23 protein-coding genes and 1 pseudogene are annotated in these 24,422 nt (G+C 62.5%); 11 read left to right on the forward strand and 13 right to left on the reverse strand.

What is annotated here, in order from left to right:
- Positions 1-44 precede the first annotated feature (44 nt).
- Together ABEA12_RS00765 and ABEA12_RS00770 are read left to right on the forward strand one after the other, a co-directional pair.
- Positions 45-587 (forward strand): GNAT family N-acetyltransferase, encoded by a 543-nt coding sequence (locus ABEA12_RS00765; RefSeq protein WP_210100517.1) that lies wholly within the window; start codon positions 45-47, stop codon positions 585-587.
- A gap of 104 nt (positions 588-691) precedes the next feature.
- A complete protein-coding gene (locus ABEA12_RS00770; RefSeq protein WP_210100516.1) occupies positions 692-1,228 on the forward strand; it encodes a DUF488 domain-containing protein in 537 nt (178 codons plus the stop codon).
- 87 nt (positions 1,229-1,315) lie between these two features.
- On the opposite strand, the gene ABEA12_RS00775 is transcribed toward ABEA12_RS00770, so the two are convergent.
- Positions 1,316-2,584 carry a bifunctional alpha/beta hydrolase/OsmC family protein gene (locus ABEA12_RS00775; protein ID WP_210100515.1) on the reverse strand — a complete coding sequence of 423 codons (1,269 nt, stop codon included), beginning with the start codon at positions 2,582-2,584 and terminating at the stop codon, positions 1,316-1,318.
- A 635-nt stretch (positions 2,585-3,219) separates the two neighbouring features.
- Here ABEA12_RS00775 and ABEA12_RS00780 point away from each other — a divergent pair.
- Positions 3,220-3,675 carry an HD domain-containing protein gene (locus ABEA12_RS00780; protein WP_210100514.1) on the forward strand — a complete coding sequence of 152 codons (456 nt, stop codon included), beginning with the start codon at positions 3,220-3,222 and terminating at the stop codon, positions 3,673-3,675.
- A 148-nt stretch (positions 3,676-3,823) separates the two neighbouring features.
- On the forward strand, positions 3,824-4,528 hold the full coding sequence (locus ABEA12_RS00785; protein WP_210100513.1) for a response regulator: 705 nt from the start codon (positions 3,824-3,826) through the stop codon (positions 4,526-4,528).
- On the opposite strand, the gene ABEA12_RS00790 is transcribed toward ABEA12_RS00785, so the two are convergent.
- Together ABEA12_RS00790 and ABEA12_RS00795 are read right to left on the reverse strand one after the other, a co-directional pair.
- Complete coding sequence (locus ABEA12_RS00790; RefSeq protein ID WP_210100512.1) at positions 4,525-6,045, reverse strand: sensor histidine kinase; 1,521 nt, start codon at positions 6,043-6,045, stop codon at positions 4,525-4,527. The two genes, ABEA12_RS00785 and ABEA12_RS00790, sit on opposite strands and share 4 nt — an antisense overlap.
- 326 nt (positions 6,046-6,371) lie before the next feature.
- A complete protein-coding gene (locus tag ABEA12_RS00795) occupies positions 6,372-7,730 on the reverse strand; it encodes a M20/M25/M40 family metallo-hydrolase (protein ID WP_210100511.1) in 1,359 nt (452 codons plus the stop codon).
- A gap of 793 nt (positions 7,731-8,523) precedes the next feature.
- Here ABEA12_RS00795 and ABEA12_RS00800 point away from each other — a divergent pair.
- Positions 8,524-8,739 carry a hypothetical protein gene (locus tag ABEA12_RS00800; protein WP_210100510.1) on the forward strand — a complete coding sequence of 72 codons (216 nt, stop codon included), beginning with the start codon at positions 8,524-8,526 and terminating at the stop codon, positions 8,737-8,739.
- A 268-nt stretch (positions 8,740-9,007) separates the two neighbouring features.
- Positions 9,008-9,565, forward strand: a complete 558-nt coding sequence (locus ABEA12_RS00805) for a DUF488 domain-containing protein (RefSeq protein WP_210100509.1) — start codon at positions 9,008-9,010, stop codon at positions 9,563-9,565.
- Between the two features lie 209 nt (positions 9,566-9,774).
- Here ABEA12_RS00805 and ABEA12_RS00810 read toward each other — a convergent pair whose 3' ends face one another.
- The 5 genes from ABEA12_RS00810 to ABEA12_RS00830 are packed head-to-tail and all read right to left on the reverse strand — an operon-like array spanning position 9,775 to position 15,488.
- On the reverse strand, positions 9,775-10,920 hold the full coding sequence (locus ABEA12_RS00810; protein ID WP_210100508.1) for a cysteine desulfurase family protein: 1,146 nt from the start codon (positions 10,918-10,920) through the stop codon (positions 9,775-9,777).
- Positions 10,921-11,823, reverse strand: coding sequence for a carboxylating nicotinate-nucleotide diphosphorylase (gene nadC / locus ABEA12_RS00815; RefSeq protein ID WP_210100507.1), 903 nt, complete (start codon positions 11,821-11,823; stop codon positions 10,921-10,923).
- Positions 11,816-13,480 carry an L-aspartate oxidase gene (nadB, locus tag ABEA12_RS00820; protein ID WP_345465803.1) on the reverse strand — a complete coding sequence of 555 codons (1,665 nt, stop codon included), beginning with the start codon at positions 13,478-13,480 and terminating at the stop codon, positions 11,816-11,818. Before nadB ends, nadC begins: the two co-directional genes overlap by 8 nt.
- Positions 13,477-14,745, reverse strand: coding sequence for a quinolinate synthase NadA (gene nadA / locus ABEA12_RS00825; protein ID WP_210100506.1), 1,269 nt, complete (start codon positions 14,743-14,745; stop codon positions 13,477-13,479). Before nadA ends, nadB begins: the two co-directional genes overlap by 4 nt.
- Complete coding sequence (locus ABEA12_RS00830; RefSeq protein ID WP_210100505.1) at positions 14,742-15,488, reverse strand: NUDIX hydrolase; 747 nt, start codon at positions 15,486-15,488, stop codon at positions 14,742-14,744. The genes nadA and ABEA12_RS00830 overlap by 4 nt, the downstream gene beginning before the upstream one ends.
- Positions 15,489-15,658: 170 nt before the next feature.
- On the opposite strand from ABEA12_RS00830, the gene ABEA12_RS00835 reads away from it, so the two are divergent.
- The 3 genes from ABEA12_RS00835 (at position 15,659) to ABEA12_RS00845 (ending at position 18,459) form a co-directional block, all read left to right on the forward strand.
- Entirely contained in the window at positions 15,659-15,946 is a 288-nt protein-coding gene (locus tag ABEA12_RS00835; protein WP_345465809.1) for an antibiotic biosynthesis monooxygenase family protein, read from the forward strand.
- 115 nt (positions 15,947-16,061) lie between these two features.
- Complete coding sequence (locus ABEA12_RS00840; protein WP_210100504.1) at positions 16,062-16,874, forward strand: alpha/beta fold hydrolase; 813 nt, start codon at positions 16,062-16,064, stop codon at positions 16,872-16,874.
- 1,108 nt (positions 16,875-17,982) lie between these two features.
- Entirely contained in the window at positions 17,983-18,459 is a 477-nt protein-coding gene (locus ABEA12_RS00845) for a pyridoxamine 5'-phosphate oxidase family protein (RefSeq protein WP_210100502.1), read from the forward strand.
- Between the two features lie 86 nt (positions 18,460-18,545).
- Here ABEA12_RS00845 and ABEA12_RS00850 read toward each other — a convergent pair.
- The 5 genes and pseudogenes from ABEA12_RS00850 to ABEA12_RS00870 all read right to left on the reverse strand — a co-directional run bounded on the left by ABEA12_RS00850 (position 18,546) and on the right by ABEA12_RS00870 (position 21,923).
- Positions 18,546-19,431 (reverse strand): annotated as a pseudogene (locus ABEA12_RS00850) (SDR family oxidoreductase).
- A gap of 155 nt (positions 19,432-19,586) precedes the next feature.
- Positions 19,587-19,775 (reverse strand): hypothetical protein, encoded by a 189-nt coding sequence (locus ABEA12_RS00855; protein ID WP_210100501.1) that lies wholly within the window; start codon positions 19,773-19,775, stop codon positions 19,587-19,589.
- A 66-nt stretch (positions 19,776-19,841) separates the two neighbouring features.
- Complete coding sequence (locus ABEA12_RS00860; protein ID WP_345465816.1) at positions 19,842-20,123, reverse strand: DUF4235 domain-containing protein; 282 nt, start codon at positions 20,121-20,123, stop codon at positions 19,842-19,844.
- Between the two features lie 306 nt (positions 20,124-20,429).
- Positions 20,430-21,536: a hypothetical protein gene (locus tag ABEA12_RS00865; RefSeq protein ID WP_210100500.1), complete on the reverse strand. Its 1,107-nt coding sequence runs from the start codon at positions 21,534-21,536 to the stop codon at positions 20,430-20,432.
- Between the two features lie 120 nt (positions 21,537-21,656).
- The gene (locus tag ABEA12_RS00870; protein ID WP_210100499.1) at positions 21,657-21,923 is read right to left on the reverse strand and encodes an SAP domain-containing protein; all 267 of its coding nucleotides are present in this window, start codon (positions 21,921-21,923) and stop codon (positions 21,657-21,659) included.
- A 355-nt stretch (positions 21,924-22,278) separates the two neighbouring features.
- Here ABEA12_RS00870 and ABEA12_RS00875 point away from each other — a divergent pair, with 355 nt between their 5' ends.
- Together ABEA12_RS00875 and ABEA12_RS00880 are read left to right on the forward strand one after the other, a co-directional pair.
- Positions 22,279-23,358, forward strand: a complete 1,080-nt coding sequence (locus ABEA12_RS00875) for a glycosyltransferase (protein WP_210100498.1) — start codon at positions 22,279-22,281, stop codon at positions 23,356-23,358.
- Positions 23,355-24,419, forward strand: coding sequence for a glycosyltransferase (locus ABEA12_RS00880; RefSeq protein WP_210100497.1), 1,065 nt, complete (start codon positions 23,355-23,357; stop codon positions 24,417-24,419). The genes ABEA12_RS00875 and ABEA12_RS00880 overlap by 4 nt, the downstream gene beginning before the upstream one ends.
- Positions 24,420-24,422 lie beyond the last annotated feature (3 nt).

Here is a 24,422-nt window from a genome sequence, read left to right on the forward strand (position 1 = left end):
GCAACGTTCTGGTACGTTGCGTTGTCTTGGCGCACAATGTTGGCATGAGGATCCTGCTTCAAACCCCGAGGCTTGTGCTGCGCGAGTTCACCGCCGATGACGTCGAGTCACTGGTGGAGCTTGATGCCGATCCGCGAGTCATGCGCTATATCTCCAACGGTGTTGCCACAACCCGTGAAGAAATCACCAACGAACACATTCCCTCATACCTTCAGTACCATCGTCGGGGCCCGGACTTCGGGTTCTGGGTGGCCCAGCTGGATCCGGGAGGTGAATTCATCGGGTGGTTCCACCTTCGCCCGGAACCCGGAGGCGATCCAGGAGACCCGGAGCTGGGATACCGCATGCGCCATGCGTACTGGGGACAGGGCCTGGCCACGGAGGGGAGCCGGGCATTGATCACCCACGGCTTCGCCGTGGAATCGGTGACCCGAATCCATGCCAGTACCATGGCCGTTAACATCGCATCTCGCCGCGTCATGGAAAAGTCCGGAATGCACCTGGTCCGCCTCTTCAAGGCCAACTGGCCGGTCCGCATCGACGGCGACGAGCTCGGAGATGTCGAATACGCCATCTCCCGCCAGTAGGCCTGTTGCAAGTCAGCCATGTGTTTGTCGGTCCAAGTCGCCTAGGCTGAGAATGACGCATCCAGCACCGCGGATCCGCCCGATCGGGCAGACAGGAGCACTCCATGGACACCACACGCATCTACACCATCGGCCACTCCACGCACGAGATCGCGGAGTTCATCGAGATCCTGCAGGCCCACGGCATCGCCCGACTTATCGATATCCGCACCATCCCCAAATCCAGGCACAACCCGCAGTACAACGGCGATGACTTGGCCGCGAGCCTGGACAAGGTGGGCATCACCTACCACCGTTCCAAGGACCTTGGAGGACTGCGTCCGACCCACAAGGACAGCATCAACGGTGCCTGGCGCAACGATTCCTTCCGCGGCTATGCCGACTACATGCAGAGCGAGGAATTCGCCGCTGCCATAGAGGACCTGCTGGGTCGTGCCGGGGAGCAGGACACCGCGATCATGTGCGCCGAGGCCGTCCCGTGGCGCTGCCACCGTTCGATGGTCGGCGACGCCTTGGTGGTGCGCGGCGTCGAAGTCCTGGACATTTTTTCGGCAACCAAGGCCACCGCGCACAAGTTGACGTCCTTTGCCGTGGTTTCCGGCACGGGGATCACCTACCCTCCGGAAGAAGACCCCACCTAGGCCTGGGGTGGCCGAAAGGTCCCACCCGGGGTTGCCCGGTGTCCGGCCCGCTCTCGCATTGGTTCCTCGTCGGGAGGTTTAGCGCGATCAGGCCAACGTACTGGTGATGCTGATTTCCGACTCCAGCGTTCGATGCACGGGGCACTTGTCGGCGATCTCCAGCATCCTGTTGCGCTGTTCATCGCTAAGGTTTCCGGTGAGGGTGATGGAGCGCTCGATGTGATCGATCTTACCGGAAGTCGTCTCGCAGTTCGCGCAATCCTCGGCATGGATCCGGGAGTGGGCCAGGCGCACGCTGACCTTTTGCAAGTCGAGCTTCTTGCGCTGCGCATACATGCGCAAGGTCATCGAGGTGCACGCACCGAGCCCGGCCAGAAGCAGTTCGTAGGGCGAAAGCCCGGTATCGGTGCCGATCGGTGTCGGCTCATCGGCCAATACCGCGTGGTGACCCGAGGAAATGAGCTGTTGGAACGAGCCGTTGCCGCTCTCCTGCACCGTGACGATGCCGGGTTCACGTACGACCGAAGCGTCTTGGGCTTCGTTCCGGGTTGGTGCTGCGCCGCCAACCGAGGGAGCTTGATTTTCCTCGAAGGCGTAGCGCCCGGCCCATGCCCCGATGATGTCCGCTGCGAACTGCGAGTCTTCGCGCCGACTCAGCAGGTGGTCGGCACCGTCGAGCGCCACGAATGATTTCGGGTGCCGGGCCAGGGAGAAGATCTTCCCCGCTTCATCCACCGAGACGATCTGGTCGACCGGTGAGTGCATCACCAGCAGTGCAGCCCCGAGGGTTCGGATGCGCTCGGCCTGTGGCTGCGCGGCGGCATCGGCCAGAAACTGCTCCTGGATGTTGAACCGGCGTCCGCCTAGCTGCACCTCGGCAAAACCCTGCTCGCGAATCGTCTCGACGCTCTCGCGCAGCAGTTCCTTGACGTGCAGCGGGTCCGCCGGCGCGGCAATGGTCGCGACGGCACGGACCGAGGCGATCCGGTGCGCTGCCGCCAACACGGCCGAGCCACCCAGGGAGTGGCCGATCAGGATCCGCGGCGCTTGGTAATTCTTCCGCAGGAAGTCCGCTGCGCTCACCAAGTCATCGATGTTGGAGCTGAAGTTGGTATTGCTGAAGTCCCCGTCGGATTGGCCCAGCCCGGTGAAGTCGAAGCGGAGCACGGCGATTCCCGAGGCCGTCAGCGCCTTGGAGACCCTCGAGGCGGCGAACACGTCCTTGCTGCAACTGAAGCAGTGCGCAAACAGTGCGTACGCCCGTACCTCACCGTCGGGCAGATCCAGGCGGGCGGCTAGCGCGTCGCCTTGCGATCCGGGAAACTCCATCCTGGGTGATCCTGCCGTGTAGTTCATGCTCTCCCCTTGTCTTCGTTTGGTCATCATTCCGGCTCACACCTGGCGGCGTTTGTTGCTGCTGTCCTCAGGAAGTGCTCGGCTCCAGCAACTCGCCGATCTTCATCCTGTCGGGCTTGGGCATCGAACCAAGCGACCCCGAGCCCGGATGCGACGTCCCTCTGGGCGTCCCAGTGGGGATCAACAAGCGCGGCACAATTCGCAACACCGGCCCTCCTCGGTGAGGTATCTCGATCCTGGGGCACCGAATCGACCGGTACGTCAAAGATTCTTGAGGCAAGTTCGGCGAGGTCGACGCACCGTTCGGGCGATTCGGGCACCCTGCCTGTAGCTGCACCTTGGAACTGTGGAACAGCATTGAGTCTCATGGGCCCATCGTAGGCAACTGATTCTGACTAGGCAATATGGTCTAACTTCTTGTCCGCTGCCACCAGACGCTTCGTGAGAACCACCGTCAGCTGTGAAAGTGATCGATGCACTCATCCCTTTGTCCAAGGCCTCACGACATGAGATAGGAGGACCTGGGAGAGGCAACGTCTTGATCCTCTCGATCGGCCGAGCGGTTTCCGGGCCCGAAGAACTCTGCCGGGAAGAACTAATCTGGGGTGCAAGGCCAAGTAACAACGGAGGAAACCATGACCGGACAGGGGATCGTGCAACTCGCGGAGGACATTGCACGCGAGGCACACAAAGGCCAGCTCGACAAGGCCGGCGTCGAGTACATCGCCCACCCCGAGAGGGTCGCCGAAGGCGTACGCACCCACGGTGGCGGCGACGAGGCTGTCGCAGCCGCGTGGTTGCACGACGTGCTCGAAGACTGCCCCGCTACTGAGGCGGGACTGCGCGAGCAAGGCATCCCCGACTCGGTCATCGAAACGGTCCTGGCCGTCACCAAACTCAAGAACGAACCGGTGGAGGCGTACTGTGCCCGTGTCGTGGCCAACCCCACGGCCCTGCGCGTCAAGCAAGCCGACCTCAATGACAATACCGACCCGGCACGCACTGCCCTCCTGCCCGAGGAGATGCGCACCCGGCTGTCGGTGAAATACGCCTACGTCAGGTCTTTGCTCGGTCTGCCCCGGCAAGTCTAGGCACCCCGCTTTGTCGCGCGGACAAGCCATCCTCGCTGCCACGAACCTACAACGGGTCTTTGGCCCCTTGCCGCTGGCGGGCCTGGCACCAAGAATGGAAGTGTGCAGGGCCTACTTCTACGCAGCAACGGAACCGAGAGGACATGTCATGGAACATGCAACGGCAGCGGGTGTCTCTCCCGTCTTGGTTCCCGAACCCGCTCCGCCGATCCGTGTTTTCATCCTCGATGACCACGAGTTGGTGCGCCGGGGGCTGCGCGAGCTGCTTGAGGGCGAGGGCTTTGAGGTGGTCGGAACCTCGGGCACCGCACGCGATGCCCGGCGGCAGATCCCGGCCCTTCGCCCCGATGTCTCGGTCCTTGATGCCCGGTTGCCCGATGGCACGGGAATCGAGGTCTGCCGCGATGTGCGCTCGATCGATGGATCGCTGAACTGCCTGATCCTGACCAGCTACGACGACGAGCAGGCGTTGCGCGGGGCGGTGCTGGCCGGAGCCATGGGCTACGTGCTCAAGCAGATCGCCGGCAATGACCTGATCCGTGCCCTGCAAAGGGCGGCACGCGGTGAATCGCTTTTCACCCCGGGACTGAAGCAGCGAATCATCTCCGGGCTGTTCACCCACGAGAATTCCGACCCCCGCATGGCAGAGCTGACCACCCAGGAACGACGGGTCCTTGAGCTAGTGGGCGAGGGACTGAGCAACCGTCAGATCGGCGAGCGCATGCGCCTGGCTGAGAAGACCGTGAAGAACTACGTGTCATCGATGTTGGCGAAGCTCGGATTCGAGTCCCGCACCCAGGCCGCGGTCTTCGTGACCCATCCGCTTCGCGGTCCCGATGACGGGGGAACCTAGGCGCCTGTGGACAGCGGGACGTCCCAGTGCAGCGTGGTCCCCTCACCCCGGGACGAATCGATCACCAGCGTACCTCCGAGTTCGGTGGCACGCTGGCGCATGTTGGCCAAGCCGCTTTCACTTCCTCCGGGCTGGAACCCGACCCCGTCGTCCTTGAGCGTGAATGCCAAGGTAGGTGGGCTGCGTTCCACGGCCAGTTCCACCGCGCTGGCCTGTGCGTGGCGCACGACGTTGCTCAGTCCCTCCGTGATGACTGCCAAGAGGTGTGACAGCGTTGTTTCGTTGGTAAGTGCGTCCAAGTCATCACCCAAATGCAGGGTGGGTGTGAACGCCAGCGGTTCGGAGGCCAGACGGATGGCGCGCAGGATGCGGGAGCTGGGAGTTTCCCTCTCCCCCGCGTTGGCCCGCAACGCATAGATGGTGGCGCGCAGTTCCCCGATGGTGGTGTCGAGCTCCCCTGCTATGCCAGTGGCCCTCTGGCGTGCGGCTTCGATGGGCAGTTGCTTGCGCAGCGCGCTGATTCCCAGTCCAGCGGCGAAGATGCGTTGGATGACGATGTCGTGCAGGTCCCTGGCGATGCGTTCACGTTCCAGGTACAACAGCACCTCTTCACGTAAGTGGTGCATCTGGACCAGCCCGAGCCCCTGGGCGATGTTGTCTGAGAATATTCCCGCCATCTGTGCTTCAACCGGCCGGTAGGGCCCTGCACCTGGTTCCCTGATGGTGACCAGTAACCCGTAGTGGGCACCGCGAGCAGCTAGCTCGGTGACCATGGTTGCCTGACCGTCGGCCAGTTCCCCCAGGGGAAGGATCGTCTCGGGGGTGGCAAGCAACAACGGCTGGTTGTTGCGCAACGCCAGGTGGTGGCGCACCCCCACATCCACCAGCACCCTCCCGGCAAGGTGTGGATGGACGTGTGCGCTGATACCGGCGATCCGGTAGCCGTTGCTGGTTTCCTTGTCCCCGGTGATGGGCGTAAGCAGCAGCGCGTACTTGGCCGCCGCTTCCCGGCGAGCCAGTTCCGCTACGTCGTTCAGCCCCTGGGTGTGGTGGCGTGATTCCCCGCCGAGCAGTCCTCCGATGCTGGCGCAGGCTGCCAGCCAGCGGGCACGGTCCGCAGCGTCTTGGTAGAGCTGGGCGTTCTCCAACGCGACGCCGGCGCTTCCGGCGAGCGCCATGCCCAGTTGCCTGTCGGCCTTCGAGTAGCGGTCCTTGCCGTTCTTTGGACCCAAGGTGAGCCGGGCAAAGTGTTCCTCCCTGCTGGTCACCTCCAAGCGAAGGCGCTTAGCTTCGTCCCTGCCTGCAGGTTCAAGGAGCCCGACAGCATCCTTGCCCATGGTGAGGACGCCCTGTTGGTGGGAAGCATTGGTTAGTTCCAGGATCCCGGATGCGGCTCCAAAGATCTTCATGGCTTCATCCAGCACCCGGTGGGTGATGACGCTGACGCTGAGGTCGCTGGCTATGGAGGCCATGGAGGCGAGCAGTTCTCGCATGCGTACATCGGTGCGTGTGGACATCTGCCTGCGGCCTCCCCCAAGGTATCGACCAATGTGCGTAGTGACTAGGAAGGGAGCACCTCCCTCTATGCGTCACCCTACCCGCGTGGTTGTGCGCAGCAATAGGTCCCGGTCGAAGGCGATGGGAACAAGGCTGCCCTTGTTGCATCGTCGCTCCGCCACCGCAGGCACAAAGGAACAAGTGTGGGATCTACGGTCCATTCCCTTACGTCCTGGCGGTAATTGCGCCGTGGCGCAGTGTCAAGACACACCCACTCAGACAGACTAGAACATAGTTTCGAATACATCGGAATCATGGACGGTCCTGGCTACAGTCGGTCCAGGTTTTAGAGTCCCCGCAACAGGCAGGTGTAGAAGCGCACTGCCTTGCCCAGTTCGGCCACCTCCACGGATTCGTTGGTGCCGTGGATGGAACCGCGTTGCGCCTTGTCCATGCCCAACGGAGCGAAGCGGTAGACATGTTCGCTGATCGAGGTGAACCTGCGTGCATCGGTGGCGGCCATCATCAGGTACGGAACCGCGAGCGCCTCTGGGTGCGAAGCGGCCATCGCCGATTCCAGCATGGCGAACTGATCGGAGTCGACGGGCGAGATCGGTGAGGGTTCGCTGGAAGAGAGCACCGTGTGCTTGATCTTGGGGTCCCTGATGCGCCGTTGCACTCCGGCAACCGTGGAAGCGACCGACTCGGTGACGGCAATGCGGATGTTCAGCGTCACCGCGGCACGGCGGGCCAGCACGTTGGTGCCGTCGCTTCCCTCAAGCTCGGTCGCCGCGATGGTGGTCCTGACCATCGCGGCAGGTTCCGCCCCCGCTTGGGCGAGAATCTTTCCTGCAACCTTGCCGGGGCGGGCCAATAGCCGAAGCGCCTCACCGATAATTCCCGGAGCCGTGGAGCCCAGGCGTTCAAAGGTCTGCACGGTGACGGGGTGCACCGAGGCCGGGAACGGTCGGTGCTGCAAGCGGGTGATGGCACGGGCAATGCGCTGTACCGCACCGAAACGTGGTGGCGCCGAAGCGTGCCCGCCGGCGTCCTCTGCTTCCAGACGCAGGTCCATGACCCCTTTTTCGCCCACTCCGATCACTCCTACCGGTGCGCCCACCCCCGGGAATGCCTGATGTGCGATGGCGCCGCCCTCATCAAGGACCATCCAGGGGCGCACCCCGGCGGCGTTGAAGAAGTCGACGGTCAGCTTGGCAGTGGGTCCGGAGGTTTCCTCGCAGTCGCCGAAGAAAAAGTACACGTCCTGGCCCGGGATGAAGCCCGCCGCTGCCAACTCGTCGGCTGCTTGCAGGATGGAGGCCAGGTCACCCTTGTCATCGAGGGCTCCGCGGCCATGGATCCGGCCATCTGCAATGACACCGGCAAAGGGCGGATGATCCCACTCTTCTTCGCCTTCAACCGGGACCACGTCCTGGTGGGCCATCAACACCACGGGTTTGGTTGCGGCCACTCCCCGCCAGTGCCACAGCTGCCCGGTGATTCCCACCGTGTGCTGTTCGACGGCGTCCGCGATGTGCGGGTAGAGCTCACGCAGCAGGTGGGCGTGCCGGGTAAATTCGGCGCGATCCTCGGTGTCGCGATCGGCCTGCGAAACGGTTCGGCACCCGATCAGACGGGACAGCTTGGCGGCGGTCTTTGCGGAGGCATCCTGCACAGCGGAACCGGAATGTGGGCTAGGTGACATGGGTGCCAGTCTATGTCGGGAGCTGCACATGCGCTCTCGGTGCTTGCCACCCACTGGCTTGGATAGGACGCACGGCGTGGGCCAGAGCGTGCGGCACCTTGGGATCCTGAAATCAAACTTGTCCGTCCCGCTCACCGGTTGCGCGCCTGAAAGCTGGTCGGTCACCCCGAAGATGTAATCGATGCAGAAACGGGGGGGGCACCGGTATTTCCTGCACCCGCAGTAGTGCGTGGGATCTGCCACCCACTAGGGAAGGCGGCATAGTCATGATCCTTCCGGTGGCAGCACCTACCCGATGACACCTGCATGCGCTATTGGCAGACAGGAAACCACAACTCCACGCGCTCCATGCCGTTCCTGGTGCTGGGCGCCCTCTTCAGCACGATTGCCACGGTCGTTCTATCGCACCCACGTCGCTTCGTCGCCATCGCCTGGATTGTGATGGCCGCATTGCTGATCGCCGGGACCACTAAACCGCGCCGCAGACCGGTGCGGCCACGCGGGGCTGCACCGGGATCGGGAGTCGGCAATGGCCCGGTGGCAACACGGGCATCGAATGCGCACCATCCTCGTCCTGAAGGCGTTCGCGTGCCTGCTGATCGCAACGGCGCTCATCTCACAGGAACACACGTGCTTCCCAACGCCGTCCGGAGGGCTCCCCTAGCGGGGAATCCAAGCCCGTGGTTTGGCTGCGAGGCCAAGCGGCGACAGTCCCCGTGCGAATTCCCTTTTCATTGCCAACCCAACATGTAAGACTGGCTTTGCCCGAAAGTCATCGAGAAAAGGGAAGATCATGATTGAGAAACTTCACGATTTAGGTGTCAAGAGCGAGTACGCCTACATAGGCGGCTTTGTCTCCATCGCCCTGTCTTACACCTCTTGGCTGGTCAGCCGGGGCAAGGCCGGTCATGACCGCGCGCAGTCCGACCGTTGGGGTATCTTCGTCGGACACTGGGCTCCCACGTTCTTCACCATCGGCATCGCCCTGCGCCTCGAGGAAAAGAAATAGACAGACCTGAAACATCGGCCACGGCGTCGTGGACCCCCTCGCACGGCGGGCATTCGTTATGGCTGCGCGAGGGGCTACACGTCCATCTCCGAACCTTCCACCCCAGGACCCACCTCCTCGATTAGTTATCTTGGGTAGCATGTGGGACTCAGCACCGGTGCCGGTTTCCCGCAAGGGCAACATGTAGACCAACAGTTGCCCATGGGTGCTCGGTCCGGGGACGATCAAGATAATGATGTACCAGGAACGTCCGAGCGGGAGAGGTTCGATGGCAAGCGACAAGGGCTCCGCAGAGGGCCAGCGGCGGGTATTCACGATTGGACATTCCACCCGTGAATTCGATGAAGTGGTTGCGATGCTGCAAGCCAATGACGTCACGGAGCTGGTTGATGTGCGCTCATACCCTTCATCGCGGAAGTTTCCGCAGTGGAACCAAAGCGCGATCGAAGAGTCCTTGCCACACGATATCGGATACCGCTGGATCCAGGACCTAGGCGGCCGCAGGCACACTCCGGCGGGTGTAGCCACTCCCAACGGCGGCTGGCGGGTCAAGGCGTTCCGTGACTACGCGGATTACATGGCCACCAAGGAATTCCGTTCCGGCCTTTCGGAGCTCCTGAAGGTCGCCGACGAGTCGGTGCCGGCAATCATGTGCAGCGAGGCGGTGCCGTGGAGATGCCACCGGAGACTGATCACCGACGCATTGATTGCCGAAGGTGTGGAAGTGCTCGATATCATGTCAGCCACGTCAACCAGGAAGGCTGAAATGACCGATTTTGCGAGTGTGGAAAGTGGTGTGATCACCTACCCTGCACCCGAAGGGTGATCGCGGGCCAGTAGCTGATTTCCGCACGACTCCCGTGCCGGTCCTAGCTGGCCGGCTGGCTGGCTGGCTAAACACCCTCCCACGAGGAGAACACACGGTTCGTTGGGTCCGGTCCACGGCGGGTGACCGGACCATGCTGCTGCTTCTCGATCGAACGTGGCTTCCGGCAACAAACTCTCGCCGGGGGGCGCGAATCTCCTTCTTGAGAATCAGTCTCCCGCGATGGCCTTGACCGCTGCGACCACCGCGCGTGCCGCTGTCGCGATCTCGGATTCCTTCACGTTGCGGGTGAAGCTCAGGCGTACGGCGGTGTGTGCTTCTTCTTCCCCGTACCCCATGGCCAGCAGCACCGCGGAAGCATCGGTGGACCCCGCGGCGCAGGCGGAGCCCGATGAGCACAGCACACCGCGGCGTTCGAGTTCCAGCAGGACCGTCTCTCCCCCGGTTTCGGGGAACACGAAGGAGACGATGCCCGGCACGCGCTTTTGCCCGTCCCCGGTGAGTTTGGCCCTGGTTCGTCCCTGGGTGTTCAACCCGTCAAGGACGGCGTCGATGAGATGTTTCCCGAACCCGTCGGCGGCACCGGAGTTGTTCGCGCTCGCTGCCGCTAAGAGCGCCGTGGCGGTGGAGACGGCACCGGCAACGTTTTCGGTTCCCGATCGGCGTTCGCGTTCCTGGCCGCCGCCGTGGATCAGCGGCTCCAGGGGCAGCTTGCCGCGGACCATCAGCAGCCCCGCTCCCTTCAGCCCACCGATCTTGTGCCCGGAGATGCTCAACGCATCAACGCGCGAAGCGATCCCGGCCATCTCCAGCCAGCCCGCGGCCTGGACGCCGTCGCAGTGCACCAGTGCACCGACCCCATGTGCCGCTGCAGCCGCCTCGGCAACGGGCTGGATCGTACCGACCTCGTTGTTCACCGCCATCACCGAGACCAAGGTGGTGTCGGTGCGCAGCAGCGCGGTGAACGCGTCGATATCCAGCACGCCAGCGGCATCGACCGGGGCCACGTCGAGCGTGAAACCGTGATGGCGCACCAGGTAGGCGCAAGCCTCAATGACCGCGGGGTGTTCAATGGCCGAGCGGACAACGTGCTTGCCGCGCGGGGTGCCCAGTGCCAGGCCCTTGATGGCCAGGTTGTTGGACTCGGTGCCCCCGGAGGTGAACACCATGTCCCCGGTGCGCACGCCCAGCACGTTTGCTGCCGTGCACCGGGCGTAGTCAAGGGCGCGGGCGGCGGTGTGACCCATGGCGTGGGTGCTTGAAGGGTTGCCGTAGTCGCTGGTCAGCAACGGGATGATGACGTCGAGGACGTCTTGGCGCACCGGGGTGGTGGCTGCGGCGTCGAGGTAGATCACCTACTGTCCATCCATGGCGATGTCCAGGCCCAGGTCCAGGGCGCGCACAGAGTGGGTCAGTGCGCCGGAGGAAATCACGTCGACCCCGGTCGCTGCGATATCCGCCACGGTGTCCAGGGTGACGTTGCCCGAGGCCTCGACCAGGGCGGCCCCGGCGATCCTGCGCACCCCGGTGGCGAGGTCTGCCAGGGAAAAGTTGTCCAGCATGATGGTGTCCACACCGGCGGCAACCACGGAGTCGATCTGGTCCAGGGAATCGACCTCGACCTCGAAGTGCACCGTGTGGCCCAGGTTTGCCCGAGCCGTACGCAACGCAGCGGTGAGCTGGGACCCAATGCCCAGCAGGGCCAGGTGGTTGTCCTTGGCCATCACTGCCTCGGAGAGGTTGTCGCGGTGGTTGTGCCCGCCGCCGCAGCGCACCGCGTAGCGCTCGAGCACGCGCAGCCCCGGGGTGGTCTTGCGGGTGTCGGCGATCCGCGCACCGGTTCCCTGGGCGGCGGCGACGAAGGCCGCGGTGGACGTGGCGATTCCGGAAAGCCGCTGGAGCAGGTTCAGCCCGACTCGCTCGCCCGCCAGCAAACCCCTGGCGGGGCCCGAAACGGTGATCAGCGTGTCACCGGTGTTGAAATGCTCGCCGTCGGCGAGCGCGGGCACCAGTTCCAGGGCCGGGTCGCATAGCTTCATGGCGGCAATGAATGTTTCCAGGCCCGCGCAGATGCCCGGTTCGCGGGCAATGACCGCGGCGCGTGCCTGTGCGTGGGCACCAATCAGCACGTTGCCGGTCAGATCCCCGCGGGGGTTGTCTTCCTCCAGGGCGGCCAACACAATCTTGTTGATGGTGCGGGCTGGGACGGGCAGAAGGGTAGCTGTACGGGCGGATGCGTGGGTGGCGGTGCTAGACAAGGGTCTTGGTCCTTAGGTTCAGTTCGGTAGTGGCGCCCAGGGCTCGCTGGGCGTAGCGCGGCGACTGCCCGTGCGTCGGGGCTCCGGCACGCGGGGCATCGAGGCGGTGGTGCGCCCCAACGGAGGCTTCGCGCCTCAACGCGGCGGTGGCAACGAGCATTGCCACGGTGCGCAGGTTGGCTCGTTCATGGGAAGCACGGTCGGTGCCTTGCACACTCCAGGACTGTAGCTGCGCCAGTGCCGCGCGCAGCCCCTGCTCGGTGCGTTCCACGCCCAGGTACCTTTGGGCCAGGGCCTGCAGCGCGGTCAGTTCCATGTCGGTGCCGGCTCCCGAGCTTGGGGTCATGTCCGGCCCGGGGACATCGAGCAGCGTGATCGTCGCGTTGCTTTCCGGCAGGTTGCCATCCGGTGCGATCCCCCAGGGATCTCCCGGGAGGTTCACCACGGTGCGCCAGGCAAAGACCAGGGCCTCAAGCAGAGAGTTCGATGCGAGCCTGTTGGCCCCGTGCACCCCTGTGCAGGCGGCCTCGCCGGCGGCGTAGAGCCCGGGGAGCGTCGTGGCTCCGGTGTCGTTGGTGAGGATCCCGCCCATCCAGTAGTGGGCCGCCGGGGTGACCGGCACAAGTTGGGTTGCCAAATCGTAGCCGAGCCTCGCCAGTTCGGCGGTGATGGAGGGGAACCTGCGTGCCAGGAACCCGGGCCCGCGTGTTGCCTCCACGGCCCGGGCATCGAGATGCACGGTCCCGCCTTCGGCACGTACCCCGTGGATGGCCCGTGCCACAACGTCGCGCGGTGCAAGCTCGGCAGCGGGATGGATCCGGCGCATGAAGCGCTCACCGTACTGGTTGAGAAGCACCGCTCCTTCCCCGCGCACCGCCTCGGAGACCATGAAGCCACCCGGGGACACCAACGTGGGGTGGAACTGGATGAATTCGGCATCCGCGACCGCCGCACCTGCCCTGTAGGCAAGCGCGGCCCCGTCGCCGGTGGCTCCGGCCGGGTTGGTGGTGGCGGCAAAGAGTTGCCCGGCGCCTCCGGTGGCAAGCAGAACAGCACGGGCCCCGATTTCTTCGGTACCCCCGTTGGCATCCAGCACCCGGGCGCCGCAGACCCGCGTGCCCCTGAATGCCGGTTCATCGGCTTCCGGGTTCGCCTCGGTGAGCAGGGCGGTGACAAAGGCGTGTTCGCGGATCTCCAGCTTTCCGTCCGCTTCCTGGATGCGGCAGGCGGCGATCAGCGCGCTCGCCAGCCCCTTGCCTGTGGCGTCCCCGCCGGCGTGCAGGATCCGCGGATGGTTGTGCGCCGCTTCCAGGCCCAACGCAAGGGTCCCGTCCGCTTCGGTGTCGAAGACCGCTCCGGTTTCCAGCAGGGCCTGCACGTGATCCCAGGCGGTCGAGCACATTGTCGCCACCGCGTCCTCGTCGTTCAGTCGCGCCCCGGCGGTGAGCGTGTCGGCAACGTGGCTGGCCACAGAGTCCCCGGCAGCAATCCCGTCAGGGCCAACGGCGCTCAACCCGCCCTGGGCGTACCAGGAGTTGGAGTCAGCCAGCTTGTCCTTCGTCAGCAGCGTGGTGCTCATGCCGCGGGCCGTGGCACACAGTGCGGCATACAGCCCGGCCACCCCGGAGCCGACCACCAGCAGGTCGGTGCGGATCATGGCCGAGCCGCCAGCATCCGTTCCAGCGCCACCTTGGCATCGGCGGCCACCGACGCCGGGACGCTGATCTGGTTGACGACTTCGCCGGCGACCAGCGCCTCGAGCACCCAAGCGATGTAGCCGGGGTGGATCCGGTACATCGTGGAACACGGGCAGATCAACGGATCCAGGCAGAAGATCGTGTGTTCGGGGTGTTCGGCAGCCAGCCGGTTGACCATGTTGATCTCGGTGCCGATGCCAAAGACCGAGCCGGCGGGAGCCGCGGCGACTGCCTTTTGGATGTAGTCGGTGGACCCGGCCATGTCGGCGGCGTCCACGACGGGCATCGGGCACTCGGGGTGCACGACGATCTGCACACCGGGGTGTTCGGTGCGTGCCTTCTGGATCTGGCCCACGTTGAAGCGCTTGTGCACCGAGCAGAACCCGTGCCACAAGATGACCTTGGCATCGAGCAGTGTCCGGGCGTCGCTGCCGCCCAGCGCCTTGCGCGGGTTCCACATCGGCATGTGCTCCAGCGCAACGCCCATGGCCTTGGCGGTGTTGCGGCCCAGGTGCTGGTCGGGGAAGAACAGCACGCGCTGTCCGCGCTCGAACGCCCATTCAAGCACGGTTGCTGCGTTCGAGGAGGTGCACACGATGCCGCCGTTCTTGCCCACGAACGCCTTCAGCGCGGCCGAGCAGTTCATGTAGGTCACCGGGATGACAGAGGCCTTACCGTCATCGGTCCTCTCGTCCTTGTAGAGGTCCATGAGCTGTTCCCAGCATTCCTCCACGGAGGACTCGTCGGCCATGTCGGCCATCGAGCAGCCCGCTGCAAGGTTGGGCAGGATCACCGACTGGTTTTCGCTCGAAAGGATGTCGGCGGTCTCGGCCATGAAGTGCACGCCGCAAAAGACGATGTATTCGGCCTTTTCGCGGGTTTGCGCGGCGTTGGCCAGCTGGAAGGAGTCCCCCACGAAGTCGGCGAAGGCCACCACCTCGTCACGCTGGTAGTGGTGGCCCAGGATGACAAGGCGCTCACCGAGGGTTTGTTTGGCTGCCAGGATGCGGTTGGTGAGCTCCTGATCGGAGGCATCTTGGTATTCGACCGGGATCTGACCCTGGCGCGGGGTGTTCGCCGGGGCGACGTCCTGCTGGGAGGAGCCTGGCCCGTAGTCGGGACCACCGGTGTCAAAGAGCCAGGGGCCCTTGGTCAGGTCGGTGTTGCAGCTGGCTTCGGGTGAAACGAGCTTCAGGGTCCGCAAGGTGACGTCGATGCTGCTCATGCGATGTTCTCGCTCTCGAGTCGGTGGGTGGGTGAGCCGGTGTAGCGGTAGAGGCGTGGGGGGCGGTGCTTGCCGCCGGAAAGGAACTCGTCGGTTTCTGCGATGTCGGTGGCGCTGCGCAGTGCACGGCGGAAGTTCGCCGGGTCCAGTTCCTTGTCCAGCACGGCTTCGTAGACCTCGCGGACCTGGGCGAGGGTGAAGCGCTCGCCGAGAAGCCGGTAGGCGATGGAACCGTATTCGACCTTGTTGCGCAGGCGCCACAACGCATATTCGATGATTTCCTGGTGGTCGAAGGCCAGGTCCTGCCGCGCAGCCAGGTCATCGGCGCGGAACCAGGCGACATGGGGGTCATCGCGCAGCACCGAGGTGGCCTCGGTGTCGGTATCGTGGGCGTCGTCCTCGCGGACCAGCGCCCAGTAGACGATGGAAACCACGCGCCTGGTCGGCGAGCGGTCGGGGTGCCCGAAAGCGTAGAGCTGTTCGAGGTAGCGCGGGATGAGCCCGGTGGTGTCGCGCAGGTTGGCCGCGGCTGCATCGATAAGTGAATCGCGTGGACCCAACGGACCGCCGGGCAGTGCCCACTGGTTTCGGAACGGTTCGCGGGTTCTGCGCACCAACGGCATCCATAGGCTCTTGCGTCCGGTGCGTGGATCATCGCGCAGGGAGAAGATCACCGTGGAGATGGCCAGTGCCGGGGGAAGTTCCCGGCGTTCGGCGACATTGGAAAACGGTATTCGGCTCATCCCCCTTGTTAGAGTCACTATGACTAGAACTAAGAGTACGACGCCGTTCCGGCGTTTACAACTCCGATGACACCCTGCTTTCGCCAGCAGCAATGCCACCACCGCACCGCCACCAAGACACCTGCGTGGCACACCCGTGATCACCCCTGCAGCGGGGCAGACTGGTTATCATGATCACCGAACACGCGTTGCTGCCGGTCAAGCCCGGATTGGAAGAGGAATTCATGGTCGCCTTCGAGCAGGCCAGCCCGCTTATTGCAGCCACCGATGGTTTCCTCGGACTTCGGCTTGCCAGCAGCCTGGAGACCCCGAACCACTTCATGTTGCTGGTGGACTGGGAATCGCTCGAGGCCCACACCAGGGGGGTTTCGCGGATCGGAACGCTACACGCAGTGGAAAGAACTGCTTCACCACTTCTACGAGCCGTTCCCGGTGGTCGAGCACTTTGCCTCGATTGAAGCCACCGGCACGGCGGAGCGCACGATCACGTAAAGTAGCCATGGCCCCGACAAGTGTTTTTTGCGGGTGCCAAGCATCCGCAAAGCTCTCTCGGATCTGAAAGGATCTTCCCCCATGGAATCCACTAGCAAACACCTGGTTGAAGGCACCGCCAATGCTCTGGGGCTTGCGGTCCACGAACCCGGATCCCCCTCTGCACTGCGCCCGGTGGTCCTGCTTCACGGCTTCGCCTCCTCCAGCGAGCTGAACTGGGAGAAGTCAGGATGGATCCGCAGCCTGACCGAGGCCGGCCGCAAGGTACTCGCCGTGGATCTGCCGGGGCATGGCACCTCCCCCGCCCCGGAGGACCTTGACGCGTATACCCCCAGCCGCATGCGCGCCGACCTGCTCCAGCTGTTGATGGACCAAGGCGTCACTGCCATTTCCGCCGAGGACCCGCGCAGCGGCATCGACCTGGTGGGCTACTCCCTGGGCGCGCGCCTGGCCTGGGAATTTGGCGGGACCCAGTCCCAACTGGTCAAGCGCCTGGTGCTCGGCGGACCGGCAAGCATCGACCCCCTGGCGGCCTTTGACCTCAACGCGGCCCAGCAGTTCCTCGCCGACGGCGCCTCGATCGCCGACGAGTCGACCTCCAACCTGCTGGCCATGGCACAGACGGTGGAGTCCAACGACATGTTCTCGCTCATGAGCATGATCCAGGCCATCAAGACAGAGCCGTACTCGCCCGAGCAGATGATTCCCACCATGCCAACGTTGCTGGTCGCCGGCGATGGCGATTCCCTTGCTACGACCATGCCGCGTCTCACGGAGCTATTGGCAACCCGGAACACCGAAAAGTTGGTCCTGTGGCTTGCCGGGCGCGACCATGCCAACGCGGTGACCAGCAGGGAGTTCAGGAACGCTGCCGTAAAGTTCCTCGCAGAATAGGCTGGAGCCCGTGGTCCCTTCCTGGTTAGCGGGGCAACACGTGCTCCTGCGGAAGACTCTCGGATCGGGCCGCTGTGCCGGCGCATCATTAGAAAGCTCGGTTATGCCGGTTATCATCAGTCACGGACCACGGGTCCAGGCCCTCCGACAACGCGAAAGCCACCCCGGACTCAATCCTTGAGGATATCGGGTATCCACACCGCGACATGCAGGGATGAATCCCACGTCGCGCTGTTCCGGCATTCGTGTCCGCTTTCTTACTACGGATACCGCTTTTTCGGGGTTGGGTCGATACTCGCGCACCAGCGATGCCCAAGGGTTGAACTCAGGGCAGCGCACCGAAAGCACCCCGCACAGGAAAGGATACCAAGGCGGGTGTTGAGTTGCATGCCGCCAAGCTGACCACCGAACAGATCACCTACAATGTCCCGCAGTAATACCTCGACTTTTCTTCCACCTGCATTTTCCCCCGGCTCCGGATTGCGAAAGAAGCGACGTCGGTTTTATTGTGCTGGAATACGCTTGGCCGAACGAAGCTGCTTGAGGTGTGGAAAGTGCCGTGTTGGAGATCGTGCTTCATGCTGCAGGCACATTCCTGGTTTTTCGGGTTATTACCCGGGCCGATAGCCGCTCTGCCGCCGGGGAACTGACTTCGTTCGAACTGCTCTAGTTCATCTCCGTGGGTGATCTCTCACACCAAGGAATCACGCAGGTACGCCACTCAGTCGCTAGTGGCCTATTGGCTGTGGCGGCCATGGCTCCCCCGTGGTGATACTGCGCAATGGCCCTCCCCACCCCCAGTTCCTGCGTGCCGAGCTCATGGGCCTAGCCGATTTGATAAGCGCAGCTCACGCACAAGTTTCGGCGAACCTTTCCGATATCGACCCGGCCGTTTTGGAACCCAATGGAAAGGGCTCATTCTTCGCCAGGAACAGGACCACCTCCGACGGCGCACCGAGAAGCCGGTCGAAGACAGGAATTCGCTTGGTAGAACCCCGGTGCCGGCTTCTGTGTGCTCTGGGCCGGGGTAGATCCCCACATGTGGATCCTTCCTTTCTGCGTGAAATTCGGTAGCGTAGGTTGGATTCCGACATCAAGGAGATTACTCATGGCAGATGAAGCCGTACTCAAGGTTACCGACATCATCAAGGACGTTCGCGTCGGCATGTTCACTTCGCACGGCGATGGCCGCTTGCTCAGCCGTCCGCTGACCGTCGTCGAGGTTAACGCGGACGGGGATCTCTGGTTTTTCTCCACCGCAAACTCCGACATCGTTGACGAAGTGAAGGCACGTGGCGAAGCCAATGTCTCATTTGCCGGGGACAAGAAGTGGGTCTCGGTCAGTGGAACGGCATCCGTGGTCCTGGAGGTGGAAAAGAAGCGCGAATTATGGAATTCCATGGTGGAAGCGTTCGCTCCGGAGGGGCCTGATTCCCTGAACACCGTCCTGATTCACTTCGCTTCCGACTCAGCGGAATATTGGGAGAACCCAGGAGGCGCCGGCAGCCTGGTGGCTGGTTGGGTCAAGCAAAAGGTCACCGGCAAGGCCGCAACTCCCGGCGACTCGGCAACTGTGGAGCTCTAGACACCGCGAAACAAGACCAAAGCCCGGTCTGTTTCAGACCGGGCTTTGTCTTGTACGTCTATGCTTCGTACTTGTAGCGCTTGGGTTCACGGCGTCGCTTTGCCGCCATTGACGTTCAGCGTCTCGCCAACGGCGTGACTGGATTCTGCGGATGGCAAGAGAACATAGGCGGGTGCCAGTTCCACCGGCTGCACAGCACGACCTAACGGCACATTATGCCCAAATTCTGGCAACGCTTCCGTTGACTGTCCGTCCGAAACCTGCACCGGTGTCCAGATCAGGCCTGGCGCTCCGGCGTTGACGCGGATTCCCATTGGTGCCAGCTAGGTGGCCAGTCTCTTAGAGAACACATTGATGGACACTTTGGTCGATGCATAATCCAACCGGTTCGGAGAGGGATCATACGCCTGCACCGACGTCGTACTGACGATGGAGGCGCCATCTGTCAAGTGCCTCAACGCGACACGGGTAATGGTCAACATGGCCAGGATATTGATCTCGAACGTCTACATGATTTGATCGTCACTCAGCTCCTCGAGCTTCTCGATAGAAATTTGCTTGCCTGCATTCTTAACAAGGATGTAGAGTCCGCCGAGTTTTTCCGCAACCCGGTCATCCAACGAGCTACGATATTCGGAATTCAGCATGTCCCCGGCCAGTCCGATCTCCATACGGCCATCGGACTCGATCAACGAAAATGATCTTGCGTGCGTCTTCTTCTTCGGATGGCAGGTGGGCGACGGCTGCTCCGATCCCAGAATCTCCGCCGGTGACCGAGGCCTTTCGTCCCATCAGCCGTCCGGTGCCGACATTTAAATCCCCGCCGAGGTCGGCTTTGGGTTCAAGCTTCGAATCAAGGCCCGGTTCGGGCTGGGCCTGTTTGGGAGGGGAGATCTTCGGGTGGCTACTAACCGGAGTGTCCGTGACAAGCTGTTTTCCTACCTTGGGGGTATTAGGTTCTGGTGCATCCATGGGGATCCTCCATTGGTCTTTGACGTCGTTGCACGTGTGCTCCACGCTAGGGCAAGGAACACCGGAAATCGATGGATCCCCGGTCTCCAGAGATGACCTCCGCAACGGACCTTGATCCAAGAGGAACCTGGAACCGCTTTCACGCTCACTGCATATTAACCGGTCACATTCCCGGCTGCCTCGTCCGCTGGTTCAGATGAGAAGCTTTCCGCCGAAGGGACATCCTGGTTAATCCCAGGATCGATTTCCTCTTCGGTTGAGGGAACATCCGATACCGAATCATCCTCAGCGGACTTTTGTTCGAGTCCTGGTTCGTTCTGCTGCGCCTGATCTTGCTGTCCCACGTAGTAACTCCTTTTTTGCCGAGGGATCGCCGTCCAGCAGCGTCCCGGATGCACTTGCGGTGTTGGTTATCGATTCTCGGCCATTTTTCGGGTCCAACGCTTAGTGACAGCTTGGATGACGGCCGCGCTGGCACCGGAAACGATGGCAAAAGTCAGCACCTTGCCGATGGTCGCTCGTTGCTGCGCTTCAGGGTTCGCTGGTGTGGGAGGCTGTTCGCCGGTGACGCCTTTCCAGATCACGCTGATGAGCTTTGTTCCGACAAGGCCGGCAACGACCGATGCGGCTGTACCAAATAATCGGGTCAACATTTTTTCTCCTTCAGTGGGGGCCCATTGTTCACGAGGCATGTCTAGTTTAACTTCAGCGTGCAGGTCACGTCAGGCCGCCTTGGCGCTCTTCCAACGGGGATGAAACGCGGTAAGTGTCTTGGAAAGCTTCCACAGAAACACGGCGGCACGAATCCATGGCCCGGTGAAAGTCCTCATCATTCCGTCACTGGCGTTTTGCATGAAATCCTCCTTGGGGACGAACTGCGGACCACGCGACAAGAGGACGCAAGATGCTGTGGGACACCGTCAACCCCGAAAGCCACGCTAGCAACAATCCTGCAGCTTGTCAGCGAGGTTTCGTTGGGAAGACACAGGATCTGAGCACTATCCATCGTCTTCGGAATCGTAATCCATGGTGATTTGCCTCCGCTCAAATTCCCGACTGCTGAACGTCGCCTTGCGCACCGAGTCCTCGTCGTCAAAGCTTGATCCAACCGCCCCTGCCACGATGCCCAAGGAAGCTGAAAGCCATGAGAGGTTGACGTATTCGCCAAAACCGACTTCCCCTTCCAGCTGCATCGCCAAGAACTTCGGATCAATGATGATCAGTGCTCCAGCCAGAATGATGGCGAAAAGTGCCAAGTACATCAACACCACGGCCATAAGAACGGTCCCTGTCGTCGCCAGGTTGTACAAGACACGCTTTTCACGGTGACGCGAACCCCGGGGTCTTTCCCAAAGCCTGTTATGGAGCACTAGCCATGAGCCCATGATCACGACGGACAGAATACTGATGATGACCAAGCGCCGCATGGGCAAGTAGTCAGCCATGCTCCAGATGCTGGTATAGAAAACACCGAACGCCCCGGCGGCCAGCGCAGCGGCCAAAGCCGAGGAAAGACCGGGAATCAGACGCCAAGGACGGTTGCTGCGAATCAATCCACCCAAGAGCAGGAGCCGACCCCGGATCCCCTTGACGGTTTCGAAGGCATTCTCGTTGACGTCGGCAGCCTCGACCCTCCGTTCGACAGAGAATGGGTCTAGTATCACCGACGCCCGGCCGTCTTCGGTAAGGAACGGATCCTGGACCCCGTGCAATTTGGCCAGAACCTGTTCCATGGCCCGGACCAGGCGCTTTCTGCGCACGATCCCCAATGACGGCAGCACCACCACCGCGGAGGCATGGCCGGCATTGATGCTCGAGGTCATGGGTTCCCCATTCACGTACTTGGGCAGGTCGGTCAGATACACCATGTAGTCCCAATTGCCAGATTGACGTAGTTCAAGGGAGTGCGAGATGATATCGACATCTCCTTGCTCGTCCAGCGGCAGCGAGAACTCGGAAACCCGAAGATCCCAATCGGCTTCGGAATCCAGATCCCTTCCAAGGACGGCGGTAAGCGAATCCTTCAAGCCCAGGGCCACGGAATACGGTAGGCCCTCATCCGCAATCACCCCGACGACAATTGTCCTGCGGGATTCAGCAGGCATCTGGCTATCCGACATCGACACGATCCACACCCTCTGCCGATGAATTGCTTCCGTAGTTGACCTTTTTCACGTCATGACTCCTGGCGAGGTTGTACTTCATGGCCCAAAGATCCCCAACTGCTACGAATTGCGCAATGCCTCAATCAGTTCCGCCTTCTTTTTGCTCGAATAGCCGCTCAAACCTATCTCCTTGGCCCGGCTCTTGAGCTGTGGAACGGTCCAGTCCTCGTAGCTACCGGATTCTCCGCCACGCTCCCCTAGCGTTGCTCTTCCTTCGCGGGCTGCCGCGTTGGCGATCCGGGCCGACTTTTGCTTCGAGTTCCGTTCCTCGCGCAATTCCCCGTAAAACGCCTTGTCCTTGATGTTGTCGTTATTTTTCTTGGCCATGGACGTGCCCTCCGGTTTTTCAGGTGATGCGTCGGTTCCAGTATGTGTGCGCTATTCTAACGCCAATCATTGGGCGTGGTAGCGCACCCGCGTACGCACCCAAGCGATGTTCTGTGTTGTCACTATCGTAGTTTGGCAAGAGTCCGATGCGGAGCCTAACGCGTGTGTGGGATTCGGCGCACTCGCGAACAAAAAGCTATGCAATACCGGTCCTGTGGCCATATCCTGATCGAAAGTCACGTCTGGGGTAGGCGAGAACGAATGATGAGCTGGTTTAGTCCCTTATCTACACAGAGGGGGCATCTTGCCACGCGCTGTTTCCTTCCCCGTTAGAGTCCAACAAATGGGAGATCCGATGAGAATCGCTGTCTTGGCGCACCTGCACCACCCGATCGCCCAACCGTTTGCCGGCGGCATGGAATCACACACGGCGCACTTGGTTGCAGGTCTGTCCGCCCGCGGACACCACGTCACGCTTTTTGCCAAGGAAGGCAGCGTGCCTGGGTGCCGCGTGGAACCCGTACTGGCACGCCAGTACGCCGTGGAGGGCTACCCCGACAGCGATAGGCGGCATCGTCAGCATCTGACCCTGGACGCAGCAATGGGCCGAGCCATCGATATGATCCACGGATCAGAATTCGACGCGGTCTTGAACAATTCCCTGAGCCCGGTTCCGCACCTGGAGCTGAAGGCGGTACCGACGATGCATGTGCTGCACACCCCTGTCTTGCCCCGGCTCTCAGAGATCTTTGGCGCCAACGGTTGGGAACCGGATCCGGTTCATCGTCACGTGACCGTCTCCCACGCAAACGCCGTCCAGTGGCTGCAGTGGCTGCCTGCGATCGAGGTGGTCCACAATGGCATTGCCTTGGACAACTGGGACACAGACATCCCGGTCGTGCGCGGCACCGCCGCCTGGACCGGACGGATCACCCCTGAAAAAGGAACCCACCTGGCCATAGCGGCGGCCCGTGCAACGAACATGAAACTGCGAATTGCCGGTCCGGTCCAGGACCAGGAATACTTCACGACCCTCATCGAACCAGAACTGGACGCGGAGATCACTTACCTCGGGCATCTTGAACAGTCCGAGCTGCGCAACATGGTTGCTTCGGCGCAAGTATTCATCTCCTCCCCGTTGTGGGAAGAACCGTTCGGCCTGACCACGCTTGAAGCGATCGCCTGCGGCGCACCGGTTGCTGCATTGCCGGCCGGCGCCATGAGCGAAATCATTGGCCCGAAAGCCGGTGTTGTTGCCAGCAGCAGGGACGCCGCCGCACTTGCCGAAGCCATCATCACGGCCAGGGAACTGGATCGCGCCGAAGTTCGCTACAGCGTGCGTGCGTTCTCCCAGGATTCAATGCTCGATGCCTACGAAGAGCAACTACGCTCCGTGGCAGCGGTCCGTCCCGACGCATCGGGACGGACCGCGTGAGTTACAAGGTCGCCTATTACGCACACCATTTTGGCACCGGACATCTGCGCCATGCCCAACGCTTGGCGGAACTGGGCGGTTTGGAGGTACAGGTCGCCAGTACCGGCGAGCGCCGAACCGATCTGTTGTCCGCAGACGTGGAATACGTTGCGCTGCCCCCCGATGCCGTCCCCGGCCAGCACCCCGGGAAGATGCGTGACGGGGATCCGCTGCACTATGCACCGGTCGGGAAAGCAATCCAGCAGCGGTTTGCCTTGTTGAACCGTGCCTGGGAACGGTTCGTCCCCGATGTGGTCATGGTCGATGTTTCGGTGGAAGTTGCCTTGTTTGCCAGGCTGAGCGGCTATCCGGTCGCTTTCCGTCGTATGCCCGGGGACCGCGGGGACCGGGCCCACCAAATGGCCTACGCGGTGTCCGACGGGATCTTCGCGTATTTTCCCTCCACGCTCGAGCGCCCCGCACACTTAGATGCCTTCGGCGACAAGAGCCACTACCTGGGGGTTCCCGAGACCGTTCCAGCCAAGGCGCTTCCCGTTTCCTCCCACCGCGGGTCTGGCGCCCAACGGCGCGTGGTGGTACAAACCTCCTTGGCCTCATCGATCCCGTTGCGGCACCTGGCCGCTGCCGCCACAGCTTCACCGCTTTGGCAGTGGGAGGTTGCCGGGGCCGTGGAGGAAGACGGGACTGCTCTACCGGGGAACCTGCAATTGCACGGAGTAATTCGCGATCCTGGTTTGGCGCTGCGCAATGCCGATGTGGTCATCAGCTCCGCCGGGCACAATGCTGTGGTGGCGGCGGCGGCAAGCGGAAGGCCTGTCCTCTTGGTTCCCGAACCAAGGCCGCACGACGAACAGCTTCATTTTGCCCGCGCCTTGCACGGAGCGGCCGGGGTCCCACACGTGGAATCTTGGGGTTCGCAAACCGACTGGGCAACCATGCTGTACCGGGTCGCCGCTTCGGTTCCCGGCGCGCTTGCCGAATCCTTGTTTGTCACCGAAAGAAGTTTCACCGCAGGGGTGGAATCGATGCTTGCGGATTGCTTGCAACGAGCCGGTTCATGATCC

This window comes from Paeniglutamicibacter antarcticus (assembly GCF_039544305.1).
GTDB classification, from domain to species: Bacteria; Actinomycetota; Actinomycetes; order Actinomycetales; family Micrococcaceae; genus Paeniglutamicibacter; species Paeniglutamicibacter antarcticus_C.